Annotated in this window: 28 protein-coding genes and 1 tRNA gene; 12 read left to right on the top strand and 17 right to left on the bottom strand. The window is 62.4% G+C overall.

The genetic code is table 11. From position 1 onward, the window contains the following. The first annotated feature begins 32 nt into the window (after positions 1-32). Entirely contained in the window at positions 33-2,123 is a 2,091-nt protein-coding gene (locus ACPV3N_RS03675; protein WP_440114806.1) for a RelA/SpoT family protein, read from the top strand. Further along, complete coding sequence (locus tag ACPV3N_RS03670) at positions 2,120-2,479, top strand: VOC family protein (RefSeq protein ID WP_440114803.1); 360 nt, start codon at positions 2,120-2,122, stop codon at positions 2,477-2,479. Before ACPV3N_RS03675 ends, ACPV3N_RS03670 begins: the two co-directional genes overlap by 4 nt. Here the strand turns inward: ACPV3N_RS03670 and ACPV3N_RS03665 are convergent. Together ACPV3N_RS03665 and ACPV3N_RS03660 are read right to left on the bottom strand one after the other, a co-directional pair. Further along, entirely contained in the window at positions 2,476-3,438 is a 963-nt protein-coding gene (locus ACPV3N_RS03665; protein WP_440114800.1) for a peptidylprolyl isomerase, read from the bottom strand. The two genes, ACPV3N_RS03670 and ACPV3N_RS03665, sit on opposite strands and share 4 nt — an antisense overlap. A gap of 47 nt (positions 3,439-3,485) precedes the next feature. Further along, positions 3,486-3,887 carry a metallopeptidase family protein gene (locus ACPV3N_RS03660; RefSeq protein WP_440114797.1) on the bottom strand — a complete coding sequence of 134 codons (402 nt, stop codon included), beginning with the start codon at positions 3,885-3,887 and terminating at the stop codon, positions 3,486-3,488. An 80-nt stretch (positions 3,888-3,967) separates the two neighbouring features. Between ACPV3N_RS03660 and ACPV3N_RS03655 the strand changes: the two genes are divergently transcribed. Further along, positions 3,968-4,058 (top strand) — tRNA-Ser (locus tag ACPV3N_RS03655). Between the two features lie 395 nt (positions 4,059-4,453). Here the strand turns inward: ACPV3N_RS03655 and ACPV3N_RS03650 are convergent. Genes ACPV3N_RS03650 through ACPV3N_RS03635 form a run of 4 tightly spaced genes read right to left on the bottom strand, consistent with a single transcriptional unit; the run spans position 4,454 to position 6,659 of the window. Then, positions 4,454-5,467, bottom strand: coding sequence for a recombinase family protein (locus ACPV3N_RS03650; RefSeq protein ID WP_440114794.1), 1,014 nt, complete (start codon positions 5,465-5,467; stop codon positions 4,454-4,456). A 9-nt stretch (positions 5,468-5,476) separates the two neighbouring features. Continuing rightward, positions 5,477-6,034 carry a recombinase family protein gene (locus ACPV3N_RS03645; protein ID WP_440114791.1) on the bottom strand — a complete coding sequence of 186 codons (558 nt, stop codon included), beginning with the start codon at positions 6,032-6,034 and terminating at the stop codon, positions 5,477-5,479. Then, complete coding sequence (locus ACPV3N_RS03640) at positions 6,031-6,438, bottom strand: DUF2924 domain-containing protein (RefSeq protein WP_440114788.1); 408 nt, start codon at positions 6,436-6,438, stop codon at positions 6,031-6,033. Before ACPV3N_RS03640 ends, ACPV3N_RS03645 begins: the two co-directional genes overlap by 4 nt. Next, a complete protein-coding gene (locus tag ACPV3N_RS03635; protein ID WP_440114785.1) occupies positions 6,435-6,659 on the bottom strand; it encodes a DUF3489 domain-containing protein in 225 nt (74 codons plus the stop codon). The genes ACPV3N_RS03640 and ACPV3N_RS03635 overlap by 4 nt, the downstream gene beginning before the upstream one ends. Before the next feature lie 279 nt (positions 6,660-6,938). On the opposite strand from ACPV3N_RS03635, the gene ACPV3N_RS03630 reads away from it, so the two are divergent. The 4 genes from ACPV3N_RS03630 to ACPV3N_RS03615 are packed head-to-tail and all read left to right on the top strand — an operon-like array spanning position 6,939 to position 9,327. Next, the gene (locus ACPV3N_RS03630; RefSeq protein ID WP_440114783.1) at positions 6,939-7,886 is read left to right on the top strand and encodes a ParB N-terminal domain-containing protein; all 948 of its coding nucleotides are present in this window, start codon (positions 6,939-6,941) and stop codon (positions 7,884-7,886) included. Continuing rightward, a complete protein-coding gene (locus ACPV3N_RS03625; protein WP_440117425.1) occupies positions 7,887-8,225 on the top strand; it encodes a DNA-methyltransferase in 339 nt (112 codons plus the stop codon). It begins immediately after the preceding gene. Then, complete coding sequence (locus tag ACPV3N_RS03620; protein ID WP_440114780.1) at positions 8,222-8,755, top strand: DUF5681 domain-containing protein; 534 nt, start codon at positions 8,222-8,224, stop codon at positions 8,753-8,755. The genes ACPV3N_RS03625 and ACPV3N_RS03620 overlap by 4 nt, the downstream gene beginning before the upstream one ends. After that, positions 8,752-9,327, top strand: a complete 576-nt coding sequence (locus ACPV3N_RS03615; protein WP_440114778.1) for a DUF5681 domain-containing protein — start codon at positions 8,752-8,754, stop codon at positions 9,325-9,327. The genes ACPV3N_RS03620 and ACPV3N_RS03615 overlap by 4 nt, the downstream gene beginning before the upstream one ends. A 162-nt stretch (positions 9,328-9,489) precedes the next feature. Here the strand turns inward: ACPV3N_RS03615 and ACPV3N_RS03610 are convergent, their stop codons facing one another. Continuing rightward, a complete protein-coding gene (locus tag ACPV3N_RS03610; protein WP_440114775.1) occupies positions 9,490-11,601 on the bottom strand; it encodes a DEAD/DEAH box helicase in 2,112 nt (703 codons plus the stop codon). Beyond that, a complete protein-coding gene (locus tag ACPV3N_RS03605; protein ID WP_440114772.1) occupies positions 11,598-12,467 on the bottom strand; it encodes a HamA C-terminal domain-containing protein in 870 nt (289 codons plus the stop codon). The genes ACPV3N_RS03610 and ACPV3N_RS03605 overlap by 4 nt, the downstream gene beginning before the upstream one ends. Before the next feature lie 334 nt (positions 12,468-12,801). Here ACPV3N_RS03605 and ACPV3N_RS03600 point away from each other — a divergent pair, with 334 nt between their 5' ends. Next, positions 12,802-13,752 carry a hypothetical protein gene (locus ACPV3N_RS03600; RefSeq protein ID WP_440114769.1) on the top strand — a complete coding sequence of 317 codons (951 nt, stop codon included), beginning with the start codon at positions 12,802-12,804 and terminating at the stop codon, positions 13,750-13,752. A gap of 185 nt (positions 13,753-13,937) precedes the next feature. On the opposite strand, the gene ACPV3N_RS03595 is transcribed toward ACPV3N_RS03600, so the two are convergent. From ACPV3N_RS03595 to ACPV3N_RS03585, 3 genes are all read right to left on the bottom strand, one after another. Beyond that, entirely contained in the window at positions 13,938-14,735 is a 798-nt protein-coding gene (locus ACPV3N_RS03595; RefSeq protein WP_440114767.1) for an alpha/beta fold hydrolase, read from the bottom strand. Positions 14,736-15,149: 414 nt separating this feature from the next. Continuing rightward, positions 15,150-17,138, bottom strand: a complete 1,989-nt coding sequence (locus ACPV3N_RS03590) for a BCCT family transporter (RefSeq protein ID WP_440114764.1) — start codon at positions 17,136-17,138, stop codon at positions 15,150-15,152. 147 nt (positions 17,139-17,285) lie between these two features. Beyond that, the gene (locus ACPV3N_RS03585; protein WP_440114761.1) at positions 17,286-18,482 is read right to left on the bottom strand and encodes an MFS transporter; all 1,197 of its coding nucleotides are present in this window, start codon (positions 18,480-18,482) and stop codon (positions 17,286-17,288) included. Positions 18,483-18,686: 204 nt separating this feature from the next. Here ACPV3N_RS03585 and ACPV3N_RS03580 point away from each other — a divergent pair, with 204 nt between their 5' ends. After that, on the top strand, positions 18,687-19,952 hold the full coding sequence (locus ACPV3N_RS03580) for a type II restriction endonuclease (protein ID WP_440114758.1): 1,266 nt from the start codon (positions 18,687-18,689) through the stop codon (positions 19,950-19,952). Positions 19,953-20,010: 58 nt separating this feature from the next. Here ACPV3N_RS03580 and ACPV3N_RS03575 read toward each other — a convergent pair whose 3' ends face one another. Next, positions 20,011-20,109, bottom strand: a complete 99-nt coding sequence (locus ACPV3N_RS03575; protein ID WP_440117423.1) for a helix-turn-helix domain-containing protein — start codon at positions 20,107-20,109, stop codon at positions 20,011-20,013. Positions 20,110-20,316: 207 nt separating this feature from the next. Between ACPV3N_RS03575 and ACPV3N_RS03570 the strand changes: the two genes are divergently transcribed. Continuing rightward, positions 20,317-21,216 carry a hypothetical protein gene (locus ACPV3N_RS03570; protein WP_440114756.1) on the top strand — a complete coding sequence of 300 codons (900 nt, stop codon included), beginning with the start codon at positions 20,317-20,319 and terminating at the stop codon, positions 21,214-21,216. A gap of 1 nt (position 21,217) precedes the next feature. Here the strand turns inward: ACPV3N_RS03570 and ACPV3N_RS03565 are convergent, their stop codons facing one another. Both ACPV3N_RS03565 and ACPV3N_RS03560 read right to left on the bottom strand, forming a co-directional pair. Next, entirely contained in the window at positions 21,218-22,042 is an 825-nt protein-coding gene (locus ACPV3N_RS03565; RefSeq protein WP_440114753.1) for a GIY-YIG nuclease family protein, read from the bottom strand. 36 nt (positions 22,043-22,078) lie between these two features. Next, the gene (locus tag ACPV3N_RS03560) at positions 22,079-22,309 is read right to left on the bottom strand and encodes a LuxR C-terminal-related transcriptional regulator (protein ID WP_440114750.1); all 231 of its coding nucleotides are present in this window, start codon (positions 22,307-22,309) and stop codon (positions 22,079-22,081) included. A 298-nt stretch (positions 22,310-22,607) separates the two neighbouring features. On the opposite strand from ACPV3N_RS03560, the gene ACPV3N_RS03555 reads away from it, so the two are divergent. Next, a complete protein-coding gene (locus ACPV3N_RS03555; RefSeq protein ID WP_440114747.1) occupies positions 22,608-23,045 on the top strand; it encodes a Ros/MucR family transcriptional regulator in 438 nt (145 codons plus the stop codon). Positions 23,046-23,101: 56 nt separating this feature from the next. Here the strand turns inward: ACPV3N_RS03555 and ACPV3N_RS03550 are convergent, their stop codons facing one another. The 3 genes from ACPV3N_RS03550 to dcm are packed head-to-tail and all read right to left on the bottom strand — an operon-like array spanning position 23,102 to position 25,015. Further along, the gene (locus ACPV3N_RS03550; RefSeq protein WP_440114744.1) at positions 23,102-23,281 is read right to left on the bottom strand and encodes a hypothetical protein; all 180 of its coding nucleotides are present in this window, start codon (positions 23,279-23,281) and stop codon (positions 23,102-23,104) included. Continuing rightward, complete coding sequence (locus ACPV3N_RS03545; RefSeq protein WP_440114741.1) at positions 23,278-23,823, bottom strand: very short patch repair endonuclease; 546 nt, start codon at positions 23,821-23,823, stop codon at positions 23,278-23,280. The genes ACPV3N_RS03550 and ACPV3N_RS03545 overlap by 4 nt, the downstream gene beginning before the upstream one ends. Beyond that, positions 23,786-25,015 (bottom strand): DNA (cytosine-5-)-methyltransferase, encoded by a 1,230-nt coding sequence (gene dcm, locus ACPV3N_RS03540; protein ID WP_440114738.1) that lies wholly within the window; start codon positions 25,013-25,015, stop codon positions 23,786-23,788. The genes ACPV3N_RS03545 and dcm overlap by 38 nt, the downstream gene beginning before the upstream one ends. Positions 25,016-25,240: 225 nt before the next feature. Here dcm and ACPV3N_RS03535 point away from each other — a divergent pair, with 225 nt between their 5' ends. Then, a complete protein-coding gene (locus tag ACPV3N_RS03535; RefSeq protein ID WP_440114735.1) occupies positions 25,241-25,678 on the top strand; it encodes an AbrB/MazE/SpoVT family DNA-binding domain-containing protein in 438 nt (145 codons plus the stop codon). Positions 25,679-25,684: the final 6 nt, after the last annotated feature.

Here is a 25,684-nt window from a genome sequence, read left to right as displayed (position 1 = left end):
GTCCGGCGTGCAATACGCACATCGTCATGGCGATGCTACGCCAGTACGAACTCGTAGAGCGGGTCAAGGGCTACGACCCCGACGCCGACGAGGCGCTGCTCAACCGCGCCTATGTCTACACCGTTCAGAAGCACGGGACCCAGAAGCGCGCGAGCGGCGACCCATATTTCAGCCACCCGGTTGAAGTCGCCGGGTTGATGACGGACCTCAAGCTCGACCAGGAAACCATCGTCACCGCGCTGCTCCACGACACCGTGGAGGACACGCTGGCGACGATCGGCGAGGTCGAGGATCTGTTCGGCGAGGAGGTCGCGCGTCTGGTCGACGGAGTGACCAAGCTTTCCAAGATCGAGGCGATGCCCGAGAACGAGCGGGCGGCGGAGAACCTGCGAAAGTTCCTCCTTGCCATGAGCGAGGACATTCGCGTGCTGCTCGTCAAGCTGGGTGACCGGCTGCACAACATGCGCACGCTGCACTTCATCAAGAGCCCGGAAAAGCGCAAGCGCATCGCCCGCGAGACGATGGACATCTACGCCCCCCTCGCCGAGCGGGTGGGCATGTACGAGTACATGCGCGAGATGCAGATGCTCGCGTTCGAGCAGCTCGAACCCGAGGCGTATGCCACCATCACCGGCCGTCTCGCGCAGATCCGCAGCGCGGACGGCGGGCAAGTCGACGCGATCGCGCTGGCAATCAAGCAGGCGCTGGCGGAGGCCGGCCTCAAGGTGGAGGTATCAGGCCGCGAGAAGCATCCCTATTCGATCTGGCGCAAGATGGCCGAGCGCCACGTCAGCTTCGAGCAAGTGACCGACATCATGGCGTTCCGGGTGATCGCGGAAAGCGACGCCGACTGTTACCGCGCGCTCGGCGTCCTGCACACGACCTGGCAATTCATTCCCGGCAAGTTCAAGGATTACATCTCGACGCCGAAGACCAACGGCTACCGGTCGCTGCACACCAGCCTGATCTATGAGAACTCCATGCGGGTCGAGGTGCAGATCCGTACCCGCGCGATGCACCGGACGAACGAGTTCGGTCTCGCTGCTCACTGGGCATACAAGCAGGGCGACCGTCCCGACGGTCAGGTCGGATGGCTGCGCGACCTGATCGAGATCGTCGACGCCAGCCACGATGCCGAGGAACTGCTCGAGCATACCCGCATGGCGATCTACCAGGACCGCATCTTCGCATTCACGCCCAAGGGGGCGCTGTTCCAGCTGCCGAAGGGCGCTACGCCGGTCGACTTCGCCTTCGCGGTCCATACCGATCTCGGCGCGCAGACCGTCGGCGCGAAGATCAACGGGCGGCACATGCCGCTGCGTACGGTGCTTAATAACGGCGACGTGGTCGAGATCATCAAGGGCAAGAACGCAGAGCCGCAGATGAGCTGGCTGGGATTCGTCACCACAGGCAAGGCGCGGGCCTCCATCCGGCGCGCGGTGCGCCTCAAGGAGCGCGAGGAAATCGCCACGCTGGGGCGCAAGCTGTTCGACGAGATCGCCGCACGCCTGCCTGCCAAGATCGGCAAGAAGGCGATCCGCGAAGCGGTCAAGCGGCTCGCACTCGATGACGAGGACGAGCTGATGTACGAGATCGGAGCCAACAAGCTCGACGATCGCAAGGTCATGGAGGCGCTCGTTCCTGGCAGCACGGCTGGGCTGGAGGAAGGCGCCGAGGTGCCTCAACAGGGCAAGGCAATCTCGATCCGCGGCCTGACGCCGGGCGTCGGTTTCAACCTCGCCGAGTGCTGCCATCCGGTGCCGGGTGATCGCATCGTCGGCCTGCGCAAGGAGGGCATGGCGGTCGTGGTGCACACCATCGATTGCCTCGAACTCGCGAGCGGGATCGACGCTGACTGGATTGACCTCAACTGGGGCAAGCGCAGCCACGGCGCGGTGGGCCTGTTGCGCGTCACCCTCTACGACCGGCCGGGCACTCTCGCGGAAATGGCCGGCCTGTTCGCCCAGAACCACGCCAACGTCGTCACGCTGGCTCAGACCCACGCCGACCACCCGTTCTCGACCTACGACGTGGAACTCGACGTAAGCGACTTGGCGCATCTCACCCGTATTCTCAGCGCCCTGCGCGCGAGCGATGCGGTGGCCCAGGCCGACCGGCTGTGATCGTGGGGCTGGATCACGTGCAACTCGCCATGCCTCCCGGCGGGGAGGGCAGGGCGCGGGCGTTTTACGCGAATGTCCTGGGCATGAAGGAAGTGGCGAAGCCGGCAGGAATGGTCGCGCGCGGGGGGTGCTGGTTCGTGGGCGGGTCGGCCCATGTCCACCTTGGGATCGAGAAGGACTTTCGTCCCGCGAGAAAGGCCCATCCGGCGCTTCTGGTGGACGACCTTGCCCAATTGCGCAACGTGCTCGCCGTGCACGAGGTCGCATTCAACGCGGGCGATACGCTCGATGGCTGCGTCAGGGGCAACATTGCCGATCCCTTCGGCAACCGCATCGAGCTGGTGCAGAAGCTTTAGGGGCCGGTCCTCACCGCGCGAACCGGAACGGGAATATTGCATACGTCAGCACCGCCCGCAGGTACGATGAAAAACGGGTCCCGGCGGTTGGCCCGGGCATCGGCGTACCGCGCGAAACTGTCGCTTTCGGTCGAAAGGAACTGATAGGTCGGGAGAACGCCGACCTCGCTTCCCAATCGCACAGTTGAAATCGGCGTGCGCTCTTCAGGCGTCCGGTAGAAACCGAGAGCCTCGGTTCCGCGCGGCAAGGTGGACAGGTGCTCGATTCCCTCGATCACGCGACCGACCACCGCGATGTTGCGGTCGAGATGGCGCGGGGCATGGCCGATAACTGCGTAGAGTTCGGCGCCACTCCCCGCGTCGGGCGACAGGTTGCGGCCTACGCCGACGGTGCCGTAGCAGTGGACGGGCCAGGCCTGCGTCGCAGACATTCCGAGGGCCCAACCGTCCTCAAAACCGGTGACTGGAGCGTAGGGGTCGGTATTACTCCGGATCGCAACCGCGCGCCGAACGCGAGTCCCCGACCCGGCGCCTTGATGGATCTTGGCGGGCACGCGCGCGATGTAGTCGTCCTCGGCGGTCGGCACCATTCGCTCGGGCAGCGGCTTCGCCTTCGCCGCATCCTCGGCATCGGGATCGCCCCACTGGACGACGTAATTGTCCTGGGCGCGCACGATTGCGAGCCCGTCCCACCAACGTGCCTTCGCCAGCGTGCGGATGTTTGTTACCCACGGCTGGCTGAAAGGCGGCGCGATCAGCTGAATGACCACGCGGCGGGCCTTGCCGTCCTGGTCGGGAGCAAGGTCCATCACCAGCAGGTCGTTGGGGGCAATATCGATCCACTCGGCGGCTTTTGCCGCCGAAACGATTTCCCCGGGCGATGGCGCATCCGCGGTTTCGGGCTGACCGACGGCGGGGGCGGCGGCGAGCGCGGCAACGAGGACCAAAAGCCTTTTCATCTCCGCCTTGTGCCACGCGCGCGGGGCAAAGCAAGGCAAGGCAAGGCTCAGTCCGCGGCTTCCTCCAGCGCGTGCATGTCCGCGTCGCTCAGGCCGAAGTGATGGCCGACTTCGTGGATCACGACGTGCGCGATCAGGTGTTCGAGGTCGTGGCCGTCGGCGATCCACTCGTCGAGGATCGGCTGGCGGAACAGGCGCACGCGGTTGGGCATCTGGCCGCTGTCGGAGATGGATTGCTCGGTCAGGCTAACTCCCTCGAACAGCCCTGTCAGTTCGAACGGGTCCTCGATGCCCATCGCCGTCAGGGTTTCCGGGTCGGCGAATTCCTCCACCTCTAGGACGACATCGCCGATGTGCACTGCAAATTCGGGCGGCAGGCGCGCGAATGCTGTCCGGGCGATCGCCTCGAATTCTTGGGCGGAAGGCGGCGGGCCGAAGACGCGGGTCATGCGGCGCGATCTAGGCGCTAGCGATGCGCTTGTCAGCCACCGCCGGGACGGCTAGGGCGCGCGGCCTGTCCAGTGCATGCGGAGCGGTGGCCGAGTGGTCGAAGGCGCTCGCCTGGAAAGTGAGTATACGTCAAAAGCGTATCGAGGGTTCGAATCCCTCCCGCTCCGCCAGCCACCCCCAGCACCAGTCTCTGCTAACAGGGTCTCCGGGCAACGTGGCGGAACAGGCGGCCTAGCGCGTGCCATTCGGTAACGGCCGCGCCTTTCGCTGTCCGTCTCCGCCGATATCAGGGCCACTTCATCGCGCACGTCTCCGCGCCGATCGCCATCGGTACGGTTTCCCTGCAAAACAGGGAAGAACAGGGAAAAATGCAAATTTCGAAGCGAAAACAGGCCAGTTGCGCCCGATTCCGCGATCTTCCGCCTCAGAAAGCGACGCGATTACCGTGGCTTGCGAGGCGGAAAGTGCCCTTTCCCTGTTATTCGCCGGAACAGGGTATTTAATCGCCCGTAACAGGGAGCGTATTCGCCCTTAACAGGCTATTTGACCGCGATAACAGGGTAGGTCAGGCGCGCGGCCAACCGAGCGCTTCGCGCTGCCTGGACCAGGCGAGCGGGACCTCGCAGCCAAGGAAAGCCTCGAGGTTGAGCGCGACCGGCTGGTGGCCTGCAAGAATGTCGCTCTGGAGTTCGGGCGCAAGGAACGCGAGCCGCAGGATCTTGCGCTCGTAGGCGGTTCGGGGAGCTTCATCGACCAGCGGCAGCCCGCTGCGGTCGCGCCGGATGAACCGGTGGGCCTTGCGCAGCGCGGCGACGAGCACCGGATCGATCCGCGCCTGCGAGCGATCGCCGGCGACGACCATCCGCCGGCCGCCGCGCACGGGCAGGGCGACCTCGAGCTGGATGATCGTTCGTTGCTTTTTCGCGCGCACGATCGTCTCGCCTTCGACCAGGTTGGCGGTGATGTTGGCCGCCCGATCACCTGTCAGCGTTATGAGCATGCCATCGGCGCTGAGCCTGACAGTCTCGACGAGTGCGAGCAGCTCGCTGCAGGCAGGTAGCCACCGCGCGATGCATTCCTCGAGCAACGTCTCGATCTCGCGCGCCGGCAACCGCCGAACGGTGTCAGCTCGATCGACGCTGCCACCCTTCTGAAGCGAGGCCGAGACGTAATAGCGATAACTCCTCCCCGTTCGCCCGCGCGAGAACGTCGGGCTCATCGGCTCGCCCGCAGCATCGAAGAGCTTGCCGGTGAGCGGCGCACGGACCATGCGCCGCTCGCCCCTGGCGCCATGTCGGCGGGCATTGGCATCGAGCGAGTGCTGCACCGCGGCGAACAGCTCTTCACCGACGATCGCATCGTGCTCGCCATCATGGACCGCACCGCGGTGAACGATCTGACCGAGGTAGATCCGGTTGCGGAGGAGGTGGAACAGCGCGCCCCGGCTGAACGCGGTTCCGCCCATCTCCTTGCCGCGCTGCGTGCGGTATTGCTTCGATACGACGTTCGTCCCTGCCAACTCGCGCTGGAGCGCATGGACCGAGCCGAGTTCGAGGTAGCGCGCGAATACATGTCGCACGGTCGCGGCTTAGATATCGTTGATCCGCAGCTTCCGCGATCCCGCCTCTGGTAGGTCGTACCCGAGCGGCGGGACGCCGCCCATCCACATGCCCTTGGCCTTCGAGGCGGCGATCTTGTCGCGGATACGCTCGCCGGTCACCTCGCGCTCGAATTGCGCGAAACTGAGCAGGACGTTGAGGGTCAGCCGCCCCATTGAAGAGGTGGTGTTGAATGCCTGCGTGACCGATACGAAGCTGACCTCGCGCCTGTCGAACGCCTCGACGATACGGGCGAAGTCGGCGAGGCTGCGGGTGAGCCGGTCGATCTTGTAGACAACCACGACGTCGACCCGTCCCGCCTCGACGTCGGCGAGCAAGCGCTGGAGGCCGGGGCGCTCCATCGAGCCGCCCGAGAACCCGCCGTCATCGTAGCGTGCCGGCAGGAGCTTCCAGCCCTCGTGGGCCTGGCTGCGGACATAGGCCTCGCCCGCCTCGCGCTGGGCATCGAGCGAGTTGAACGACTGGTCGAGACCCTCGTCCGAGCTCTTGCGGGTGTAGATCCCGCAGCGCAGTGCCTTTGTGCTCACGACGCGTCTCGCAGCCCGAAGAAGCGCGGCCCGTTCCACTTCGAGCCCGCGATCGCTGTGGCGGCGGCCGACAGGCTCGGGAACAGCCGGTCCTCGAAGCGGAAACCCCGCTCCTCAACTACGACCTCGACGGTGCGGCCCTTCCACTTGCGGGTGAGCCGTGCTCCGACGCCAAGATGCTGGCCCTCGGGGGCAGCGGCGCCGGTCCGCGCCAACGCCTTGCGCGTATCGGTATCGAGCCCGCCAAACGCCTCGACCTGCACGCGCCAGGCGACTAGCTGGCGCATAATCGACACCGAGCGAAGCCGGGGAGGGGCGCCGTAGCGCCGCCTCCACTCGGTACGCAGTTGTTCCAAGTCCATGGTCCCGATCTCGACCACGGCTTGCGCGACATCGCGGCTCATGAGGGCTTGCTCGCCTGGTAGCGGCGCACGCCGTCGACCTTCTCAGAGGTGATGACGAGGCCGCGCTTCTTCTTGAGGGCGCCGGCCATCGCGCCGCGGACCGAGTGCTGCTGCCATCCGGTCGCCTCGACCATTGCCGTGATGGTCGTCCCACCGTCTTCGGTCAGGAGATGCTCGAGCATGTCGAGGCGCGAGGGCAGCTTTGCGGCTGCTGAGTTCATTGCGGCTGCGTCTTGCGGTTCGCGTGCCATGCGCCGCTTTCTTGCGGGCGACGAGGTACTGCTGGTCATCGTAGTTCTCCGGTCTCACGCGGGGGCCGGAACTGACCTCCGCTACCGGCGCGAGCCCGGGATGCCGGGCGTGGACGCAGCAATGCTCAGGTCACCGTGACAGTCCAGTCGAAAGCGTACTCCACCGCGTTATCCCCAAGCGGTAATTCGTTCAGCCTTACGAGGGGATACGTGTTCCAGTATTGTTCTTGCATGACTGTATCAGCACAAGTGGCAGATCCGTCTGCCCATCGCCCGCTCGAAGTGGTCTATAGGCCGCTCGCGAGCCTGATCCCCGACCCCCGCAATGCGCGCACACATCCCAAACGGCAGATTGAGCAGATCGTCCAGTCGATCGCTGCGTTTGGGTTCACCAACCCGGTACTCGCCGACGAGGCGGGGAACATCATCGCCGGGCACGGCCGATTGCGCGCGGCGAAGGAAATGGGCCTGGCCGAGGTCCCGGTGATCGAGCTTGCCGGGCTGAGCGAAGCGCAGAAGAAAGCGCTGCGCCTCGCCGACAACAAGATCGCGCTCAATGCGGGCTGGGACCTCGAAATCCTCAAGCTCGAGCTCGCTGATCTCTCGCTACCCGAGATCGACATCGACCTCTCGCTGACCGGGTTCAGCGCAGGCGAGATCGACGTCGTGCTGGGCGACACCCCCGATCCCGATGACGAAGTCATCCCTGCAGTACCCGAAGCGCCGCGCGTGCTGCCCGGGGACATCTGGCAGCTCGGTGAGCACCGCGTCGCGAGCGGCGATGGCCGCGACCACGACTTCCTCGCTCGGCTTGTCGGCGAGAGCGAACGGATCGACTGCGCGTTCCTCGATCCGCCCTACAACGTGAAGATCAATGGCCATGCCGAAGCCAAGGGCCGCCACCGTGAGTTCGCGATGGCCTCGGGCGAGATGAGCACGGCCGAGTTCCGGACTTTTCTTGCCGACACGCTCGGCGCCTGCGCGTCGGTATCGCGCGAGGGCGCGGTCCACTTCGTTTGCATGGACTGGCGCCACATGGACGACGTGACCGCATCGGTGTCAGGCGTCTACTCGGATCTCCTCAACATATGCGTGTGGAACAAGAGCAACGCAGGGATGGGATCGCTCTACCGCTCGAAGCACGAGATGGTGTTCGTCTACAAGGTGGGCGATGCGCCGCATACCAACGCGGTCTAGCTGGGCAAGCACGGCCGCAACCGCACCAACGTGTGGGATTACCCGAGCGTCAACTCAATGCGCGGCAGCCGGCGCGAGGACCTCGCGCTTCATCCGACGGTCAAGCCGGTCGCGATGGTCGCCGACGCGATCTGCGACGTCACCCGGCAGGGCGAGCTGGTGCTCGATATCTTCCTCGGTTCGGGCACCAGCCTGATCGCAGCCGAGCGTGTCGGGCGACGGTTCCGCGGGCTCGACATCGACCCGGCTTATGTCGATCTCGCGATGACCCGTTGGTCCGAGATCACCGGCAAGGAGCCGCAGCTCATCCACCGAGAGAGCCGAGACGAGGCAGCATGAGCCGACGCGGCGACACGCGGTTCGTGAAGGGCCGCTCGGGCAATCCTGCCGGCCGTCCGAAGAAGCGGCGGCCGCACGTCTCGGCGTTCGACATCGTGTTCGACAAGACGCTCACGGTCACCCAGGGCGGAAAGGAGCGGGAGCTGACGATCGAGGAGGCCCTCGAACTGCAGACCTACCAGGCTGCGCTCAAGGGTAGCAAGATGGCGATCCGCAAGGTGCTGAAGATGATCGAGAAGCGCGAGGTGGCGCTGGCGAAGATGTCGCCAGCGCCCGTGAGATCGATGAGGGTGGTGCACGAGTACAGCTCCGACAACTTGCGCGATGCACTGCTGATCCTCGGCATTGCCGAGCATGATCCCAAATGGTCAGAGAAAACCGACCAATCACTCCGCATTGCGACTTGGGCGACGCAGGCTGGGCTGAGCCGTCCAGGCCGACGAAAATACACGGACCGCGAGGTGTCCGACATCAAGTTCTTCACGCTTGACGCTGATGCGCTGCGTTGGCCGCGGGGTAGTTCGGCGTGACCGAACAAGAGATCGAAGACGAAGCACACGAGGATGTCGGGTATGGTCGGCCCCCGACAGCGACCCGGTTCCGCAGGGGTCAATCCGGCAATCCCCGGGGGCGGCCCCGCAACCGCAAGCGCGAAATACCCCACGATGCAATCCTCGGGCAGATGGTCACGATACGGGAGGACGGACGTGAGCGTCGCGTAACGGCCGCCGAGGCCTTTCTTTTGCAGCTCACGCAAAAGGGGCTGGCTGGCGACAGCGCCGCAGCACGTAGTTCACTTGAGGCTATCGAGAAGGCGCGTGCTGCCCGTCAGGACAGTGGCCCATCCGGACAAGAAGTGATCACCATCTCGTTCATCAGGCTGGGTATCGAGACGATTATCGACGCGCTGGGGATCGCGACGAAGAAGTATCCGCGGGACGAAAGCAGAGTTCGGTGGGAGCTCAATCCCTGGATCGTCGAGGCCGCGTTGGCCCGAATGGGGCGGCAGCAGTTATCAATCGAGGAGCAACGCGAGGTTTTTGCCAATACGCGCGCGCCGGGCAAGGTTGAGTGGCCCGGGTGGTGGGAAGTGCCCAAGTGAATGGCCGCTTTGCGCCCCGAACCCCGACGCTCAGACCCAATCTACTATCGCCTGCAAGCAGACGTTCGGGTCCTCTGTCGTAAGGCTGCGTCGAGCAGCCCTCGTGGGTCGTTTGGGCAGTTCTTAGCGCAAAGTTGTTGGTGCAGCAGCGTGCGCTCTACATCACATGTCGGATGCGCCGGCCTTCCCCTGAAGATCAAGAGCCGCCGTCACCCAGCTGCGCTCGAATTCCGTCAAGTCCGAAGTAGAAGACTGCGCCACCAGCGTGAGCCTTTCCGTCAACGCGGACCTATCGTCGCCCTCCTGATAGAATCTTTCGGAAATCTGGATAGGAATTCCTTCCTCATCCAGATTCTTCAGCTCCTCTGCACGAAACCACCGGCTCAAATCGTGGAGAAAGAGGCTGTAGTCGACGTGGTGCCCCTCCGCCTTCAGGAACATCTCCACTACCGAGAATAGCTGTGGAAGCCCATATTCGCACGCGCGAAGAAACTTAAAAACGTTATCATGTCCAACGCGGTCGCCTTGAAATCCTTGATCATACTCTAGGAGGAAGGAGCGCATCGTATTCGCATGCCGCAGGCGACTGATGAAAAGGGTCAACTGCTTGTCTGAGAAAGCGCCGAACTCACGCGCCGACCGAACTGAGCATATAAGCGTACTGACTGCTGCGATGTGCTCGTAGCGAGGCATTCCAGACCAGATGATCGAGCGCCGGCCGCGCAATGCTGCCGCTACAGCCCCTTTCAACGCCATGGCGGTGTCAAGCCCTACCGCCGCCGCAAGGCGAAGCCCGGAGGTGTCGAGATTCAACGCAGTTCTGAGCGCCGCCACTCGATCGTCAATTTCGCTGCTGGTGTCATCTTCATCGAGATGGACAACGTAATCATCGGGAGCAGCGTCATCGTCCCCAAAAAGAGTAGGCGAGACCTCGGTGAGCTCAGGTTCTGGGGGTGAGTTAAACAGGAAAACGCGACCAATATGGTGCTGACCAAGCCTCCCCGCCCGACCCCGGATGTTCGCGAAGGTAAAGAAGTCATACCTGGAACGGCTTATCGTCTTATCGAAGATCAAAACCGTCTTCGCAGCGGTGTTTACGCCCTCGATCAGCGTTGACGTGCAGAAAAGGACAGGCAGGTCACCCGTATTGAACATTCTTACCATCTGAGAAGCGATGGCACGTGGAATTCGCCCATGGTGAATAGCAAACCCGTATTCTACTGCCTTCACGAGTGGCCAGCCCGCTCCCACATTTTCTCTCAACCACTCGGAGAATGGGGTGCTCGTATCCGATACCGCCATTTGCTCGGCAGCTTCTGCCGCCAGCCTGTTGGCTTTGTCAGGCGAAGACACGAAAACCAGTGCGGGCCAGTTGGTGTCGTCGCCAACCTCGTCGAAGAGCCTAGCGTGCTTGTCACTGATGGCCGTCAGGTCGAACGTGTCCACTGCGACCGTCGAGAACCGAGTCCGCAGAAACTCAAACTTCCACCTTCCATCTGGTGAGACTTGAACCCCGTCGATATTAGGACCGAGGAAGAAGAATTGACGCGAGCGCCCCAGAAGTTTGTAAACGGCCGCATTGAGCGTGACACTTCGCTCGTCGCGGCGGTTTGGATCGAGCTTATAGAACTCGTCCACCACGGTTAGATCTAACGTACCCAAGTCCGTGCGGTTGATGAGCCGCTCTTGGGTGCCAAGGAAGACAATCGGACCCTCTCCTGGCTTGTCCCCAGGATGCATGACTACGTTGAACGCTTCCCGGAAGCGCCTCCGCAAGCGACGCCGAAACTCGTCTAAGAGAGCGATCGTCGGGAGAACAATCGCTACCCGCTTATAACGGCCGGACGCAAGCAGTGCATCAATGAGGAGGCTTTTCCCGAAGCTGGTCGGGGCGCTCAAGATGAGATTCTTGCCCTCAAACAGATCATTGAGCGCGGCCATTTGCTCCCGGTGGAGGGTAAGGCCTTCCAGTTCGGGAACGGTTACGGTCTCGGCCACTACACGATCTGCCAAGTCGGCGGTCTCTTTATCAATGTAGTTCCACAGCCCGGTGGCCCGCGCGAGCGCGCTATATGCCTCACGGAACGTCTTCAGCTCCTCATGCTTGGGAAGCAGTTCGGCAAGCCTGGGTACCACCTCTAGCAGGTGCGGGTCGTCGGTCTCTGTTCCATTGATCGCCAATGCCGCTTGGCGGAGGATTGAGAACACCCGTTGCTTTAGTGGCTCACCCGAGAGCGTTTCAACGGCTTGCCAGTCAATCGCTGCCATGCTCATGGACAAAGTCCCTTCAGGCGACTGTCAAAAGCGTCCGCAAGCGTTCCCTTTGACCCCAATGGGACGTAAATCAGCATGATTCTGATCTTCTCGGTAAGTCCGGACTCTCGGAGCCGGCTGACCAGCTCCGACAACTCGGCTCCAACAGCTTCCGTATAGGATTTGCAAAACGTCTCGTGCGACTGAGTCGCCTTGCTATCACATGTGATACAAATAGGGAACACCGCATTCTTGAACAAGTCGTCGAGTGACGTTTGGACAGATAGCAGGTCCCGGATCTCTCGGTAATGAGCGAGTGACTTTGACACTTGGGGCCCAAGCAACAGCTTCTCGTTCTTGAGAAAGCCTTGATCAATATGCTCCGTGACGGAATCAATTGCGGCTTTGATGCCCTCGATAGCGCTTCGGTAGAACTTTGCCTCGCCGAGCCATAGTTCAAAGCCACCATCTGGCAGATCACGAACATGGACCAAGTCGAACGACTTCACGACGTCGTTTGATGAGGTCAGATAGAATACACGCGGCGCGAATGGCACGGTGTTAAAAAAATCGCGGCAAATCGCGTGCAATACGATCTCTCCGACTTCCCCGCGCTGCTTGTAGTTCTCACTTCGATAGACGCGAACAGCTGCCTCGCGGAGCCGAATATACATGTTGCCGTGATCTACGCGCAGCTCATCCTCTTTAAGAGCGTAATCCGCTATCCACTCTATGAGGTGATCTGCGAAGCTGTCACAGCGCCAAGCCTGCAACTCGAATCCGGCGCAGTAGCTGGCACTCGCCGGCACTGACGTTTCGTCGATTGCTAGTTGGGTGAGCAGGCGTTTCGGCTTGCTACTGTATGGACTTAACATCACGCCAACCACGCACCGCCCCTAAATTCGTGCGAGGGGTCTAACCGAATTTACTTACAGTTTCTACGAAACTTGGACTTGGATCTTGCCGAGAGACCACAACGGCCTTGAACATGCGGTTTGTTTACCTTCTAGGAGCTTCCTGAATGGCGGGAACAAACCCGTGGCTGCCGAGAGCGGCCAGTCAACTGGCGACCACAAGTGGACTGGCGACTTTGGGCATCGACTGCCTTCTTTAGCTGATTACGTTGAGCGGGCGGTTCGCGCGTGCTCGAGGATGAGCCAACTTTATGGATGCCGTGTGGCTTGCTCCGGGCAGGCAGCCAAGCAAAGGTAGGATCAGTAAATGGCGGAAGGTAAACCTGACAAAGAACCGAAGGGCGATCCCGCGGGGCTGTTCAGGGGCAAGCAGTTCGACATCGAACATGCCCTCAACATGTATGCGACGAGCTTCGTGCTCATGCCTGCCTTCGGGATCTACGAGGAGGAGATTGTGGCCGCGTTCAAGCCGCGGCTCGCAAATTGCCATATCTACGTCATCGGCACTATGCCAGCGATGGAGATCGTTGATCATCGCCTTGAGGATGGACGGCTTGTCATCAGTATACTCGTTGCTGGCAAACGCCATGAACTCGCCTGGCCGATGCCCGACGGCGTTGAGATCGTCGAGACCGAGCGAGGGTCGTTCATCAAGAACGGTGATGACTACTGGGCGCCCACCGAAGAAGAGATAGCGCGACGGCTCAACGACGAACAAGATGCGATCCGCTTCGATGTCCTTTACATTGGGCAGGCTTACGGAAAGGATGGGTCGCGCAACGCCCTCGACCGGCTGCTTAAGCATGAGACCCTGCAGAGGATCTCGGTCAAAGGCGTGCCGTCTGATCGCCGGCTCACGCTGCTCATGCTCGAGATCGAACCGGGCAATCGCATGATCACCTTCATGAACCCGTGGGCCGAGAATAAGGAGGACGGAAGTGCCCGCATTTCAGCGGGCCTGGACAAGTTGTTCGGGACATCCGATGCCGAGCGCGTAACTCTCTACGAAGCGTCCCTAATCCGGTACTTCCAGCCACCGTTCAACAAGGAGTTTAAGGAGAGCTTCCCGTCTACTAACCTGAAGGTGTTGGCGGACTGCTACGACAAGGATTTCTCCGCCTTGATCTCAGAGATTTGCATCGACGAACTGCCATTTAAGATGACCTCGGACGCTGTGCGGCCGTCACAGTATCACACCGCACAATTTGACCTTCACGAGGACGAGGCGCGTCAGGTGTTCTTCGGCAAGAAGACATAGCGGCTTGGGGGCGTCATTAAGCCGCGCGCCGCGGATGAATGCAGGTCGGATTTCAGGACGAGCTTCGGGTGCTGCGAATATCGGTTATGATGGCGATTGCCGACATCGCCGATCTGCGCACGTATGTCCGCTTACTCGCCCACTTAGCTAAAAGCGGGCAGTCGGGTGGCGGCCCAAAAGCGGATTTAGTTGGGTCCAGTGCCTTCGAGGATCATGTCTGCGACATCTCTTGGCTTGTCCCAGATCGAATAGTGGCCGCTGCCTTTGATCCAGTGGAACGCGGCCTGGGGAAACGCCGCACGGGCACGGGAGGCCTGACGGGGTGGACACAAGCGATCTTTTTCGCCCCAGGCGATGGTGATGCGCCCAGCTTGCGGTGATGCGGGCCCTGACTGTGCCGGGCCGCTCGCCAAATCTTTGATCAACGGAACGACCGTTGGTGTTTCGGCAAACAAGACGAGTTCCTTTTTGACCATAGTTTCTTCGAGCGCCCAAGGCCGCGCCGAAAGTTGAGCAAGCAGCGCAGTCCGCGAAACCGACGACCTGCTTAGCGTTCCCAGTTGGTCCTTCAGTGCGTGCAACAGCTTTTGCGAAGCAGTAAGGGTCCACTTGAAATACGTCCGCTCCCAGCCCCGCCAGAAACCGCCCGGATTGAGAGCGAAGACATTTCCTACACAGCCGCGGCGCGCCATCTCGAGCACCAGCCTCCCGCCGAGCGAGAAGCCCGCAACATCAATGGAAGTGAGCCCGTTTTGCTCAACATATTCTTGCAAATCGTCGGCTAAGCCAGCGAAGGTTCCGCTATCGGCGCGCACGGCTGTGTCGCCGTGCCCGGGCAAGTCGATCGTGAGTACTTCTCTTTGTCTGGCCAGAAAGGGAATGATCGGCGACCAAGACTCGCGACTGCCCCCCAGCCCATGAACCAGCAAGAGCTTTGATCCGCTTCCTTCGGTACTCGCTTCGATTTTTATGTCCGCTGTCATGTCGATGCATCACTACCCCGTCGTTCTAGGGATTGCCATCGACTGCAGCTCCAAATGCACTTGCTCAGCGAGGAAGGCGTTGGGGTGAAGCCGCTTGCTGAAAGTCTGCTTCGCACATCCGGTTGCCCAGAAGCGGAATATCAGCAATCGGCCCAGAAGCTGTCAGGGAGCTGAGCAAAGGCAGTCGCTCGGTCCCATCAGAGAAACTGTGTCTCATCTTTTCGAAGTCAGAGACGCAGCGCTGGCACTCACACTCTCGTTGTGGGCCAAGTTCCAGGCCGGGGCGATCGGCAAAATCCGCGATGGTGATACCGCCAAGGCGCCCGACGAAACTGTCATCGCTTCGCCGTGGTGCCGTTGAACTGCGACACCGCGATGCGTGTCCGAAATCGACGTTGATTATCTTTGCCATCATCATGTCATGCGTCGGGTTTGGCGAAAGCGGGCATAACGATTGAGCAGGTCATTGATGAGCTGATCTTCCGTAAAGCCGGTGACATCGTGGGGCTGATCGCCTTCCGAGCTGTGCGCCATCGCCCGATAATGCCGCTGTTCTCCCTCGTGGATTGTACGCGATTCCACCCATACGAAGCTCGGCGAGAGGAAGCTTCTGGAGCGGATCGTGTAGCAGAATACGCCCCTTTCCCCGTGTGGAATCTTCAGATCCAACCGGTCGGGCTGTTCAGTCAGTTCAGGGGAGAAACCACTTTCGCGCATCCGGGCGTCCACCGCTTCGAGCGCTGGCTTGGCGGTCGAGCGAATGAAGCTGGCGATCTGCTCGGCATCCATATGCTGCATGAGCGACGTCAGCCGTTGCTGCCAGCTAAGTTCGGGATCGGCGGCAGTGATCTCTGCGCTTGAAAGATCGATCGTTGAGCCGGCCTTCTCGAGCTGCAACGCCCGCAAAAGACCAAAGCAGATGAAGATCATGACAACCGCGAACGGTAGAGCGCTGGCGATTGCGGCGGTCTGCAGCGCTTCCAGCCCACCGGCCAGAAGAAGCACGCCCGCGATGCCTCCAGCGCAGACCGCCCAGAAGATGCGCTGCCACACGGGCGGATTCTCGGCAGCGCCGGAGGTGATCGTATCCATGACCAGCGCGCCCGAATCCGCCGAGGTTACGAAGAAGGTAATTACCAGAAGCGTGGCGATGAACGAGGTGATCGTGCCGAAAGGAAGCGCCGCCAGCGTTTCGAAAAGGGCCACCGGCAGATTGGTCAGCGCGGTCTCCGAGATCGGCGCGACGCCGCTCATATCGAGCGAGATCGCCGTGTTGCCGAAGACCGTCATCCAGAGGAAGCTGAAGAGTACCGGCACGAGCAATACGCCGCTGATGAACTCGCGGATGGTTCGGCCCCGTGAAATGCGAGCGATAAACATGCCGACGAAGGGAGACCAGGCGATCCACCAACCCCAGTAGAACAACGTCCAGCTACCCAGCCACGGGTTTGGCTCGTAGGCGTAGAGGCGAAAGGTTCGCTGGACGAGACTGTCGAGATAGGCGCCAATGTTCTGCAGGTATGCATCGAGCAAGAAAATCGTCGGACCCGCGAACAGCACAAACGCGAGCAGCAGGACCGCGAGGATGATGTTGAGCTCCGACAGGCGCTTTATGCCCCTTTCGAGACCCAGGAAGACCGACACGGTGGCGATGGCGGTAATCCCGGCAATGAGCAGCAGCTGCGTCGAGACCGACACGGGAATTCCGAAAAGATAGTCGAAGCCCGCGTTCACCTGGAGAACGCCGAGACCGAGCGAGGTCGCGACCCCGAACATCGTCCCGATGACCGCGAAGATGTCGACCGAGTGGCCAATGGGCCCATAGATTCGCCGCCCGATGAGCGGATAAAGCGGCGAACGCAGCGCGAGTGGAAGGCCGCGGCGAAAGGAGAAATAGGCCAGCGCCAGGCCCACGACGATGTAGATGGCCCAGGCGTGAAGCCCCCAGTGAAGGAACGTCAGCACCATCGCCTGCCGCGCCGACTCTATCGTTCTTGCCTCGCCGACCGGAGGAGCCGCATAGTGCTGGATCGGCTCCGCCACCCCGAAGAAGACCAGGCCGATGCCCATCCCGGCACTGAAAAGCATCGCAAACCATGACAGATAGCTGTAATCGGGTTCGCTCTCGTCGGGGCCGAGCTTTACGTCGCCGTGCCGGCTGATCATCAGATAGATGACGAACACCAGAAATCCGGCGACGGCGGCGACATAGAACCAGCCGAAGTCCGCGATGATGAGGGCCTGCACGCGCGCGAACAGCACTGCCGCTGGCTCAGCGAAGATGGCGCCAAAGGCCGCGAATGCGAGAATGAGCGCTGCCGATATGTAGAAGACCGGCGGATTGACCTGGATGCGTGCGCTGTCCTCCAGCGGAGCGGCTTCCTTCAGAACGGGGTCGGACAAGATGCCTCCCTGTAGGTGCGCGGTTACGTTAGTCGAACGCGGTGCGGCCCGGTCGGTTGCAAGAAGCAGAAGCGCGCCCCGCCGGCCGCAGCAACCGAAGCGGTACTTTCATACATTCAGGATGCGTCAGCCTTGCTAGCGCAGATGCTATTCGCGCGGTCGGGGCAGCGGGTCTAGCTCGGCAGCCGCGGGCGTGGTGCGCGGAAGAATCTGGTACGGCTGCTGGAGTTCGCTGGGGACAGCTTCGCGGCGGAATTGCCGCCATAGCGCGAAGATGAAAGTAAGCGCGGCGCAAGCGCCAATAAACATAAACAAGCCTCCGGGCCCCGCGGCCATCATCAGTCCAGCGCCGGCAGTGGGGCCCGCCGCAGCGCCGATCGAGTATGTGAGCACCAGTCCGCCGCTTGCGCTGACTCGCTGCTCCGCATTCAGGTGGTCGTTGGTGTGCGCCACGCACAGCGGATAGAGGGCAAAGCTCAGGCCTCCGAACAAAGATCCGAAGATCAACAGTATGGCTCCGGCATTCGTGGTTGAAGCAAGGCCGCCGCAGACGACCGCCGCGCCTGCCAGAGTACCAACGATGACAGTTCGCCGATCGAATCGGTCCGACAGCCAACCGAGCGGCCATTGCAGAGCCACACCGCCAGCGATCACTACGCTCATAAAAAGCGCCGTTCCGGACAGCTCCAATCCTAGGCGACGGGCGTAGACGGCTCCCAACCCGTAGAACGCGCCGAGCATGAGGCCCGTCATGCCACACCCGACCACTCCTAGCGGTGAGGCAGCATAGAGTCCCCGGGCGGAGAGCGGGGTCTTCCGGGTGACAGCAGGCTCTTCCATGCGAGTCAGCGCAATGGGCAGGACAGACAGGGACACCAAGAGCGAGGACGCGAGAAATGGTGCTGCGGTGAATCCGTCCAGGTTGAGCAGAAACTGCGCAATCGATTGCCCGGCATACAAAGCGATCATGTAGGCGGCCAGAATCAAGCCGCGTGTCTTGGGCTCAGCTCGGTCATTCAGCCAGCTCTCCAAACAAACGAAGACGGCTGCTACGCACAGTCCGTCGACAAAGCGCAGCAGCGCCCAAAGGCCGACGTTCTCGAAAACTGCGTATGCAAGAGTGCTGGCGGAAAGTAGCGACACCGCCGCGGCGAAGGTGCGGATTTGACCGACCCGGCGAATGACTGGTGAAACTCGTAAAGACCCAATCGTCAGCCCGACAAAACAGGATGTCGCCACCAAGCCGATCAGGCCGGCTCGAGATCCTGTGCTCTCGAGCCGCAAGCTGACGAGGGTCGACATCACGCCGTTACCCGCCATCAGCATGAAGATGGCGAGAAGCATGCTGCGCGTGGACAAGAATGAGCTGGGCACTAGAGCCTCAATGGCTCTTTGAGCGCCCCGTTCCCTGCCGACAACTGAGCTCGATAGATGTCCAACTTTAGCGCTTGGCCCGCAGTGAGCGGAAGTTCCCCTTTCGGCCCAAATCCCGCTTCCCGCTACTGTGAATCCCGACACGATCTGCTACCTGACCAGCCAGGAGGAGGGATGCACGCAGGTTCGCTATCGCAGTACTTCACCGGCGCGGGCGTGAAGACCGTGACCGGCACCGAGATCGATCCTGCCGTCTCCCGCAGCCACGAGTTCCAGGGCGTCGATAGTTTCCGTGCGTTCCTCGGCACACCGGCTGAGACCATTCACGTCCCCGTGAAATACGTCTGGCTCACTGACGAGGAGCCACCGCTGGTCATCGCGAGCGAGGGCACCTGGTACGACAGCCGCCGCGGCAAATCGCATCGCGGTCCCGAATACCGGCTTTATTACCCGGTGGCAGTCGAGGACGTCGTCTATCGCGCGAGCGACGGCGACACCCTGTTCATGTGCATGGACCGCGAGGGCATGCTGCTTGCGCTGCTGTGCCGTGCCGGGAGCTCGATCGAGCAGCAGCTGCTGTGGCTCTTCGGACTCGATGTCGGCGGACAGGACCTGTTCCAGCGTGACCTGCGCGAGGAGAGCGGGCGCGCGCTCGACATCGCCGCGCGCATGGTTCTCGAGCTCATTGGGATCGAGGTCGAGGCAGCCGACGACGACTGGCTCGAGCGGCTGTTGAAGGCGTTTCCGAAGGGCCTGCCCTCGACCCGCCGGTTCTCGGAGTTCGCGCGGCGGGCCTGCGAGGATCTCGATCCTTTAGGAGATCCCGATCAGGCGCTGCTGGCGTGGATGGACCTGGAGGAACGGCTATTCCTCACCTACGAGCGCCACATCGTGGGCGAGCGCCTGCGCGAGGGATTCGTGGCCGACGGGGTCGCGGACGTCGACGCGTTCATCTCCTACTCGCTGGGGGTGCAGAACCGGCGCAAGTCGCGGGCCGGTTATGCCCTCGGACACCACGTCGAGGCGCTGCTCGAGGTCCATAGCATCCGCCACACTCGCGAGGCGACGACCGAGAAGCGCAACGGGCCGGATTTCCTGTTCCCGGGCGAGGCCGAGTACCACGACCCTGCGTTTCCCGATGCCGATATGCTGATGCTGGGGGTCAAGACCAGCTGCAAGGATCGCTGGCGCCAGGTGCTCGCCGAGGCTGACAAGATTCGAACGAAACACCTGCTGACACTGGAGCCCGGAATCTCGACGGCCCAGACCGACGAAATGGCGAAGGAGCAGCTGCAACTGGTGGTGCCGCGTGGCATCCACGAGTCCTACCGCCCTGCCCAGCAGAGGGCTCTGCTCGACATCGGCGGATTCCTCGAGCTGGCCTCCCGGCTGCCTGCGGGCGCGACAGGAATCGGGCTGCGACAGCAGAACCTGCTCTAGTATCGCTCCGCCGCCCCGCATTCCCATGCGAGCGGTCACCGTTACGGGCGAAGCTTGGCTAGTCCTGCTCCTCGAACAGCTCGCGCGGGTGCACGCCGAGAGCTGCAGCAATGCGCCCGAGCACGGCCACAGAGGGATTTCGGCGGCAGCGCTCGATCCCGCCGACATAGGTCAGATCGATCTGGCCTCGTGCGCGAGCTGCTCCTGGGTGAGCTCGCGCTCTTTCCGCAGGCGGCGCACGTTGATGCCGACGATCCGGTTCCAGTCCATCGGCCAGCATGGAGACCGGCCGGCGACGAACCTCTAGGGATTATAGTCACTATTCCCGTTGACTTGGCTGCCCCTGCAAGCATGGGTCCTGTCCGTGTTCGACGTCTGGTCCCCCGAGCATTCGGTGCTGCGCGAGAAGGTGGTGGAGCACGTCTTTCTCGCCGAGCTCTCGCGCACGCTGCTGCTCGATCTGAAAATGCCGTTCGAGGTCCTGAGGGCCGAGTTCGACGCGTTCGGCTACGATCTCGTGATCGAGGCCAACGGGGTGCTGCGGCATGTACAGCTCAAGGCCACCAGAGCCTCGGGGGCCCGTGCGAGCGTCGATGTCCAGCTCGCGCTGGCGCGCAAGCCCGGCGGCTGCGTGGTGTGGATTGTCGTCGAACCCGATACGCTCGAGCCCGGCTCTTTCCTGTGGTTCGGCGGCGCCCCCGGCGCGCCGCTGCCGGATACGGGCGACCGCTCGGTGCGGCACAGCCGCGCCGATGCGACCGGCGAAAAGAAGGTCCGTCCGGGGCTGCGCCGGATCCCGAGGGGCATGTTCAGGCGGATCGATACGATGCGCGAGCTCGCGATCGCGATGTTCGGCCAGAGCGAGGCGGCCTACGACCGCATCCTGGTCGATAATCTGGCCCGCCGGGATGTTGCTCTCGACCCGGGCCTTGTTCCGGACCGAACCCTCACCTGGGAGGAAGCCGGCGAACTGGGCGCGATGGTCGACGCCTATGCGCTGGCCGAGGATGCCGGACTGGACGATCCCGGGGAGGTGGCGATCGCCATGCGCGCGAGCGCCGAGCGCACCGGCGAGTGGCAGGGCTCCGCGCTCGAACTGTGGATCACGGTCTGCATGGAGCGCCTGTGGGGCAAATGGCAGAGCGAGGGCGCGATCGGTGTCGACCTGAGCCTCCCGCCACGGCCGATGCTCGCAGAACTGGCGATCGCATTCGGGGAGAAGCTGGCGAGGCTGGGGTGGCCGCGGCGCGAACAGCGCGGCTGACTCAGTTGCGGTTGAGGCCCATCTCGCGGCTCTGCAGTTTCGCCTTCCACAGCTGCTCGGTGGCGATGATGTCCTCGACCGTCGCCGAGCTGCCGCTGACCTCCAGAATCGAGACCTGATAGTCCGACGGATCGCGGCTGCGCAGGCCGAGGTTACCGCCGTGGCCGGTGCGCACGTATTCGAGCCAGCGCCCGAGAAAGCCGTCGCTACCGGTCGCCGATCCGACGTACTGCTCTTTGGTACGCGGGCAGGTCAGCAGATAGATGCCGCGGGCCGCGCCCAGCGCCGCCAGCCATCCCGCCGGCAGCGCCTCGATCTCCGACAGCCTGCCGAAGAAGCGGGTGTAGCCGGGGAACGCCTCCTCCTGAAAGCTGCGGGCGATCTCGACGACCGGCTTCGGTTGCCTCGCAGCGACCTGCGCCCACGAGCGGATTCCGCTGCCCCAGTCGATGAACACCCGGCCGACGTCGCCGGCAGAGGCTGCGACGAGCTCCTGTCGGTAGAGATCCAGACCGGTGACGTCGTGGCCGTCGAGCGGATCGGTCGCGCCGGCAGGGCAGGTGCCGACCCGCTGAACCGCGTAGAGCCCGGCGAACATCGAGGACCCGGCAGGCGTCACCACGAAGCTTGCCCAGAACGGCGAGGCAAGGCGGGAGCGGTTCCGCTCGGTCTGGATGCTCTGGTAAGCAAGGAACGCGTCGTGGTCGTCACGCCAGAGGGTGTAGAGCGTCCTACTTCGAGATGCCGGCACCTGGTGTCTCAGCAGACGGGTGTCGGCCGGGTCGATGCCGTAGCTGTCGAGAATGGCGTTGAAGGTGAGGGTCATGGCGCGACCCTGCCGGACTCTCGCAGGAATGAAAACTCACAGGCGCGCGTAGATGGCGATGCGCACAGCGTCGGCTGTGACGGAAGCGCCGAGCTTGCGCATCATCGAGCTTCTCAGTCCGGTTGCCTCATCTGTGGAGAGGTCGAGGGAATCAGCGATGGCGTTCCGCGAATGGCCTTCAGCGAGCCTGCGCAGGAAGGCAAGCTCGGCGTGGGAAAGGCTGTCGACCAGCGCCTTTGCGCGCGAAATATTATCTGCGGTATCCATGGCTCTCCGCCTTCAGCGACTCCGCAAGAAGCCATGGACGATGGGCAGGCCAGGTTCCGCAAAGCATTAATGGGGCCAGCTGAGAAAGAGTTATAGTCGCTGGATGCCACTCTTTTATTAAGGATACCGCAAATCCGGATAAGCTTGTGATAATGGGCCAACGAGACCGTTTCATCCGGCCAAGATCCGGCGCGCCCGACGCGCAGATCCCTAAATGCATCGACGGAAATACATTCGCGGGTGACAGGTCAGCCGCCTTCTGCTCTTGAGCACGAATAAACGACCGCAAGAGAGGCATATGGATAGCACAGAACAGATGGACGCAGAGACGCTTATCACGCTCACGTCCGATATCGTCTCTGCCCACGTCAGCAATAACAGCGTCAGTGTTGATCAGGTGTCGGCGCTCATCGGCAGCGTATATCAGGCGCTGGCCGGGCTTTCGGGTTCGGCTGAGCAAGAAGAGCCGCGTCCCGATCCTGCCGTCTCGATCCGCTCATCGGTCAGGAAGGATCACCTGGTCTGTCTCGAGGACGGCAGGAAGATGAAAATGCTCAAGCGTCACCTGATGACCGAGCACGGGATGACGCCCGACGAGTATCGCGAGCGCTGGAATCTTCCAGGCGACTATCCGATGGTGGCGTCCGACTACGCCGAGACACGGCGCGATCTGGCGAAGAAGATCGGTCTCGGCCGCAAGCCGGGACAGGCGCGCGGTCGCCGGAAGAAGAGCTGAGGACCAGGGCTGGCCGGCGAATAGCGCCGGCCGGTCCCGCAATCCCGCAAGTAACGTCAGCCGAGGACGAGCGCCGCCAGCAGGAGCGCGTTCGTCCACAGTGCAGCAGGCACCAGCCAGAGTGCGATACGCGACGTGCGCGAGCGGCGCCGACGGTGCCCGCAGCCTGCGCACTCCTCGACCACGTGGAGGCGAAAGCGGTGCTTTCCATGGAACCGGCAGTCGTCTTGTTTCAATTTTCACATTCCGCATCGGCTCGGGGGCTCCCGGCTTCGGCCGGGGGCACATCGACCCGGGTCCCGCCGCCGATACTGCAGAACTTCTCCTCGCTCCGCAGGAACGCGTCAATCTGCGCCAGAACGCCCGGCAGTGGCCGGCGCTCGCGGCCCTTCAGTGTGCATTCCCACACCTCGGCTACCCGCCACCCGTCGGCGAGCAGGCGTTCGCGGATGCGCTCGTCACGCGCGATATTGCTGGCGATCTTCTCCCGCCAGAACTCGGGCCGGCTCTGCGGCCATTTGAACAAATGACAGGCATGTCCATGCCAGAAGCAGCCGTTCGCAAATATAAGAGCGCGCTTGCGGGGGAATACGAGGTCGGGTTTCCCGGGGATGCCGCGTCCGTGAAGCCGGTAGCGCCAGCCGAGCGTATGGAGACCCTTGCGGAGAAGCATTTCTGGACGAGTATTCGTGCTCCGGATGCCCGCCATCATCCGGCTTCGGACCTCGGGCGAAACGACGTCAGGCAACCTTGCGGTGCCTTCCGGGATTGCGATCACGGGCGAGCATCTCGGTAAGCTGCGGCTCCAGATACTTCGCCACCGCCTCGACCACCGGGACCGCAACCGCATTGCCGAACTGGCGATAGGCCTGCGTGTCGGAGACCGAGATCGACCATTTGCGGTCACCGTGTTCGAACCCCATCAGCCGCGCGCACTCGGTCGGCGTCAGCCGGCGCGGCCGTGTCCCCTTCTGTGCGATCAGAATTTCCGATCCGTCCTTGTGGTAGCGGGCCGAGAGCGTGCGGGCGACATCGTCGGGACCGAACAGGCTGTAGCCGAACCCGTTTCCGGCCTTCTCGTGCTTGGCCCGGTAATCCTGAAGGTACTGCCAGAGCCGCGGGGTCAGCGTGTACTTCGCATCGACCTCGTTGTGCGACTGGAGGATCGAGCCGAGCGTCGGCCATTCCGCCTGCGGCGGGACCATCCGGTCGAAATCGTCAAAGCTAAACCCCACATCCTCGCGGAAGCCGGCTATAAAGATGCGCTCGCGCTTCTGCGGTACCCACGGTGCCGAGCTGATCACCCGCCAGTCGATCGTATAGCCGAGATCCTGCTCGAGAGTGCGGCGGATGACCTGGAAAGTGCGGCCGGCGTCATGACGCTCGAGGTGCTTGACGTTCTCGAGCAGGAACGCGGCCGGTCGGTGGTAGCGGATAATCCGCTCGATATCGAAGAACAGGTTGCCCTGATGCTCGTCGTCGAAACCGTGCTTGCGGCCCAGCGAGTTCTTTTTCGACACGCCTGCAAGTGAGAACGGCTGACATGGAAATCCCGCGAGCAGCACGTCGAAGCCCGGAATGAGTGAAGGATCGACGCCGTAGGGGCGGATATCACCGGCCATGACGTGACCGGGCACTTCGGGAAAGTTGCGGCGATAGCTTTCCTGCGACCAGCGGTCCCACTCGCTGGTGAAGACGCACTGCCCGCCGATCGCCTCGAACCCGAGCCTCAGACCGCCGATGCCCGCGAAGAGGTCGACGAAGCGAAAGGCCGGCGGATCCTGACGCTCCGGCAGCCTTGCCGCAGCGATCGCCGTGACCCGCTCGCGCACCAGCTTGGGGATCCGGCACTCGGCAGCAAGGTAGCGGCGAATCTGGCGCTCGGTCACGCCAAGCTCACCGACGGCTTCCTCTATCGAGAGCCCGGTCCGGTGAAACTCCGCTGCGAACTCACCGGCTACCTCGTGCATTACGCAACCCCTTTCATCGCCGACCAGCTCTGGGTCGATTTCGGACGGAATGGCGCAGCGAGTCCCGCGTAGCAAGTTTGTTCTTCAAATGTTTCCACAGTCTCGGAGAGCGGTGGCAGGCATTGGTCAGCCACTGACTAATCATCCTTGAGTGCACACAACAAGACACTTGCCAAGACATACCAAGACACACTAGACGACGAATCATCGACGACGGGAGGTTAAATGACACACGAGGAAATGGAGCGGCTCACCGCCCATACCGATATCAAATCGGAAAAGATCCGTGTGCTGTTCCGCACGGGTGTACAGCGCGCTGATATCGCGAGATTCATGGGAGTTCAGTACCAGTACGTCCAGAACATCCTGAAGCGGAGCGGTCTCCTCGACCGCCCTCAGCCGGGCGGGGACCAAGAATCGGAAGACGTCAAAGTGTACACGGTTAAGGTAACAACCGGCGGGGCAATCAGATTGCCTCGTGAATACACGAAGGAGCATGGCATTAATGCAGGGGACACGCTGATCTGCCGCGAGGGAAAGGACGGGCTTACAATTATGAGCAGGAGCACTGCGGCAGAGACGCTGCGCAAGACCCTTGAACAGCGCATGCCGGCGGAGGCGGCGCTTCTCGAGGCACTGCTGGACCGAACAGGATCCAGCTGAAGGAGC

It is taken from the genome of Tsuneonella sediminis, assembly GCF_051912845.1.
GTDB classification, from domain to species: domain Bacteria; phylum Pseudomonadota; class Alphaproteobacteria; order Sphingomonadales; family Sphingomonadaceae; genus Tsuneonella; species Tsuneonella sediminis.
This window is presented reverse-complemented; position numbering and strand designations above follow the sequence as displayed.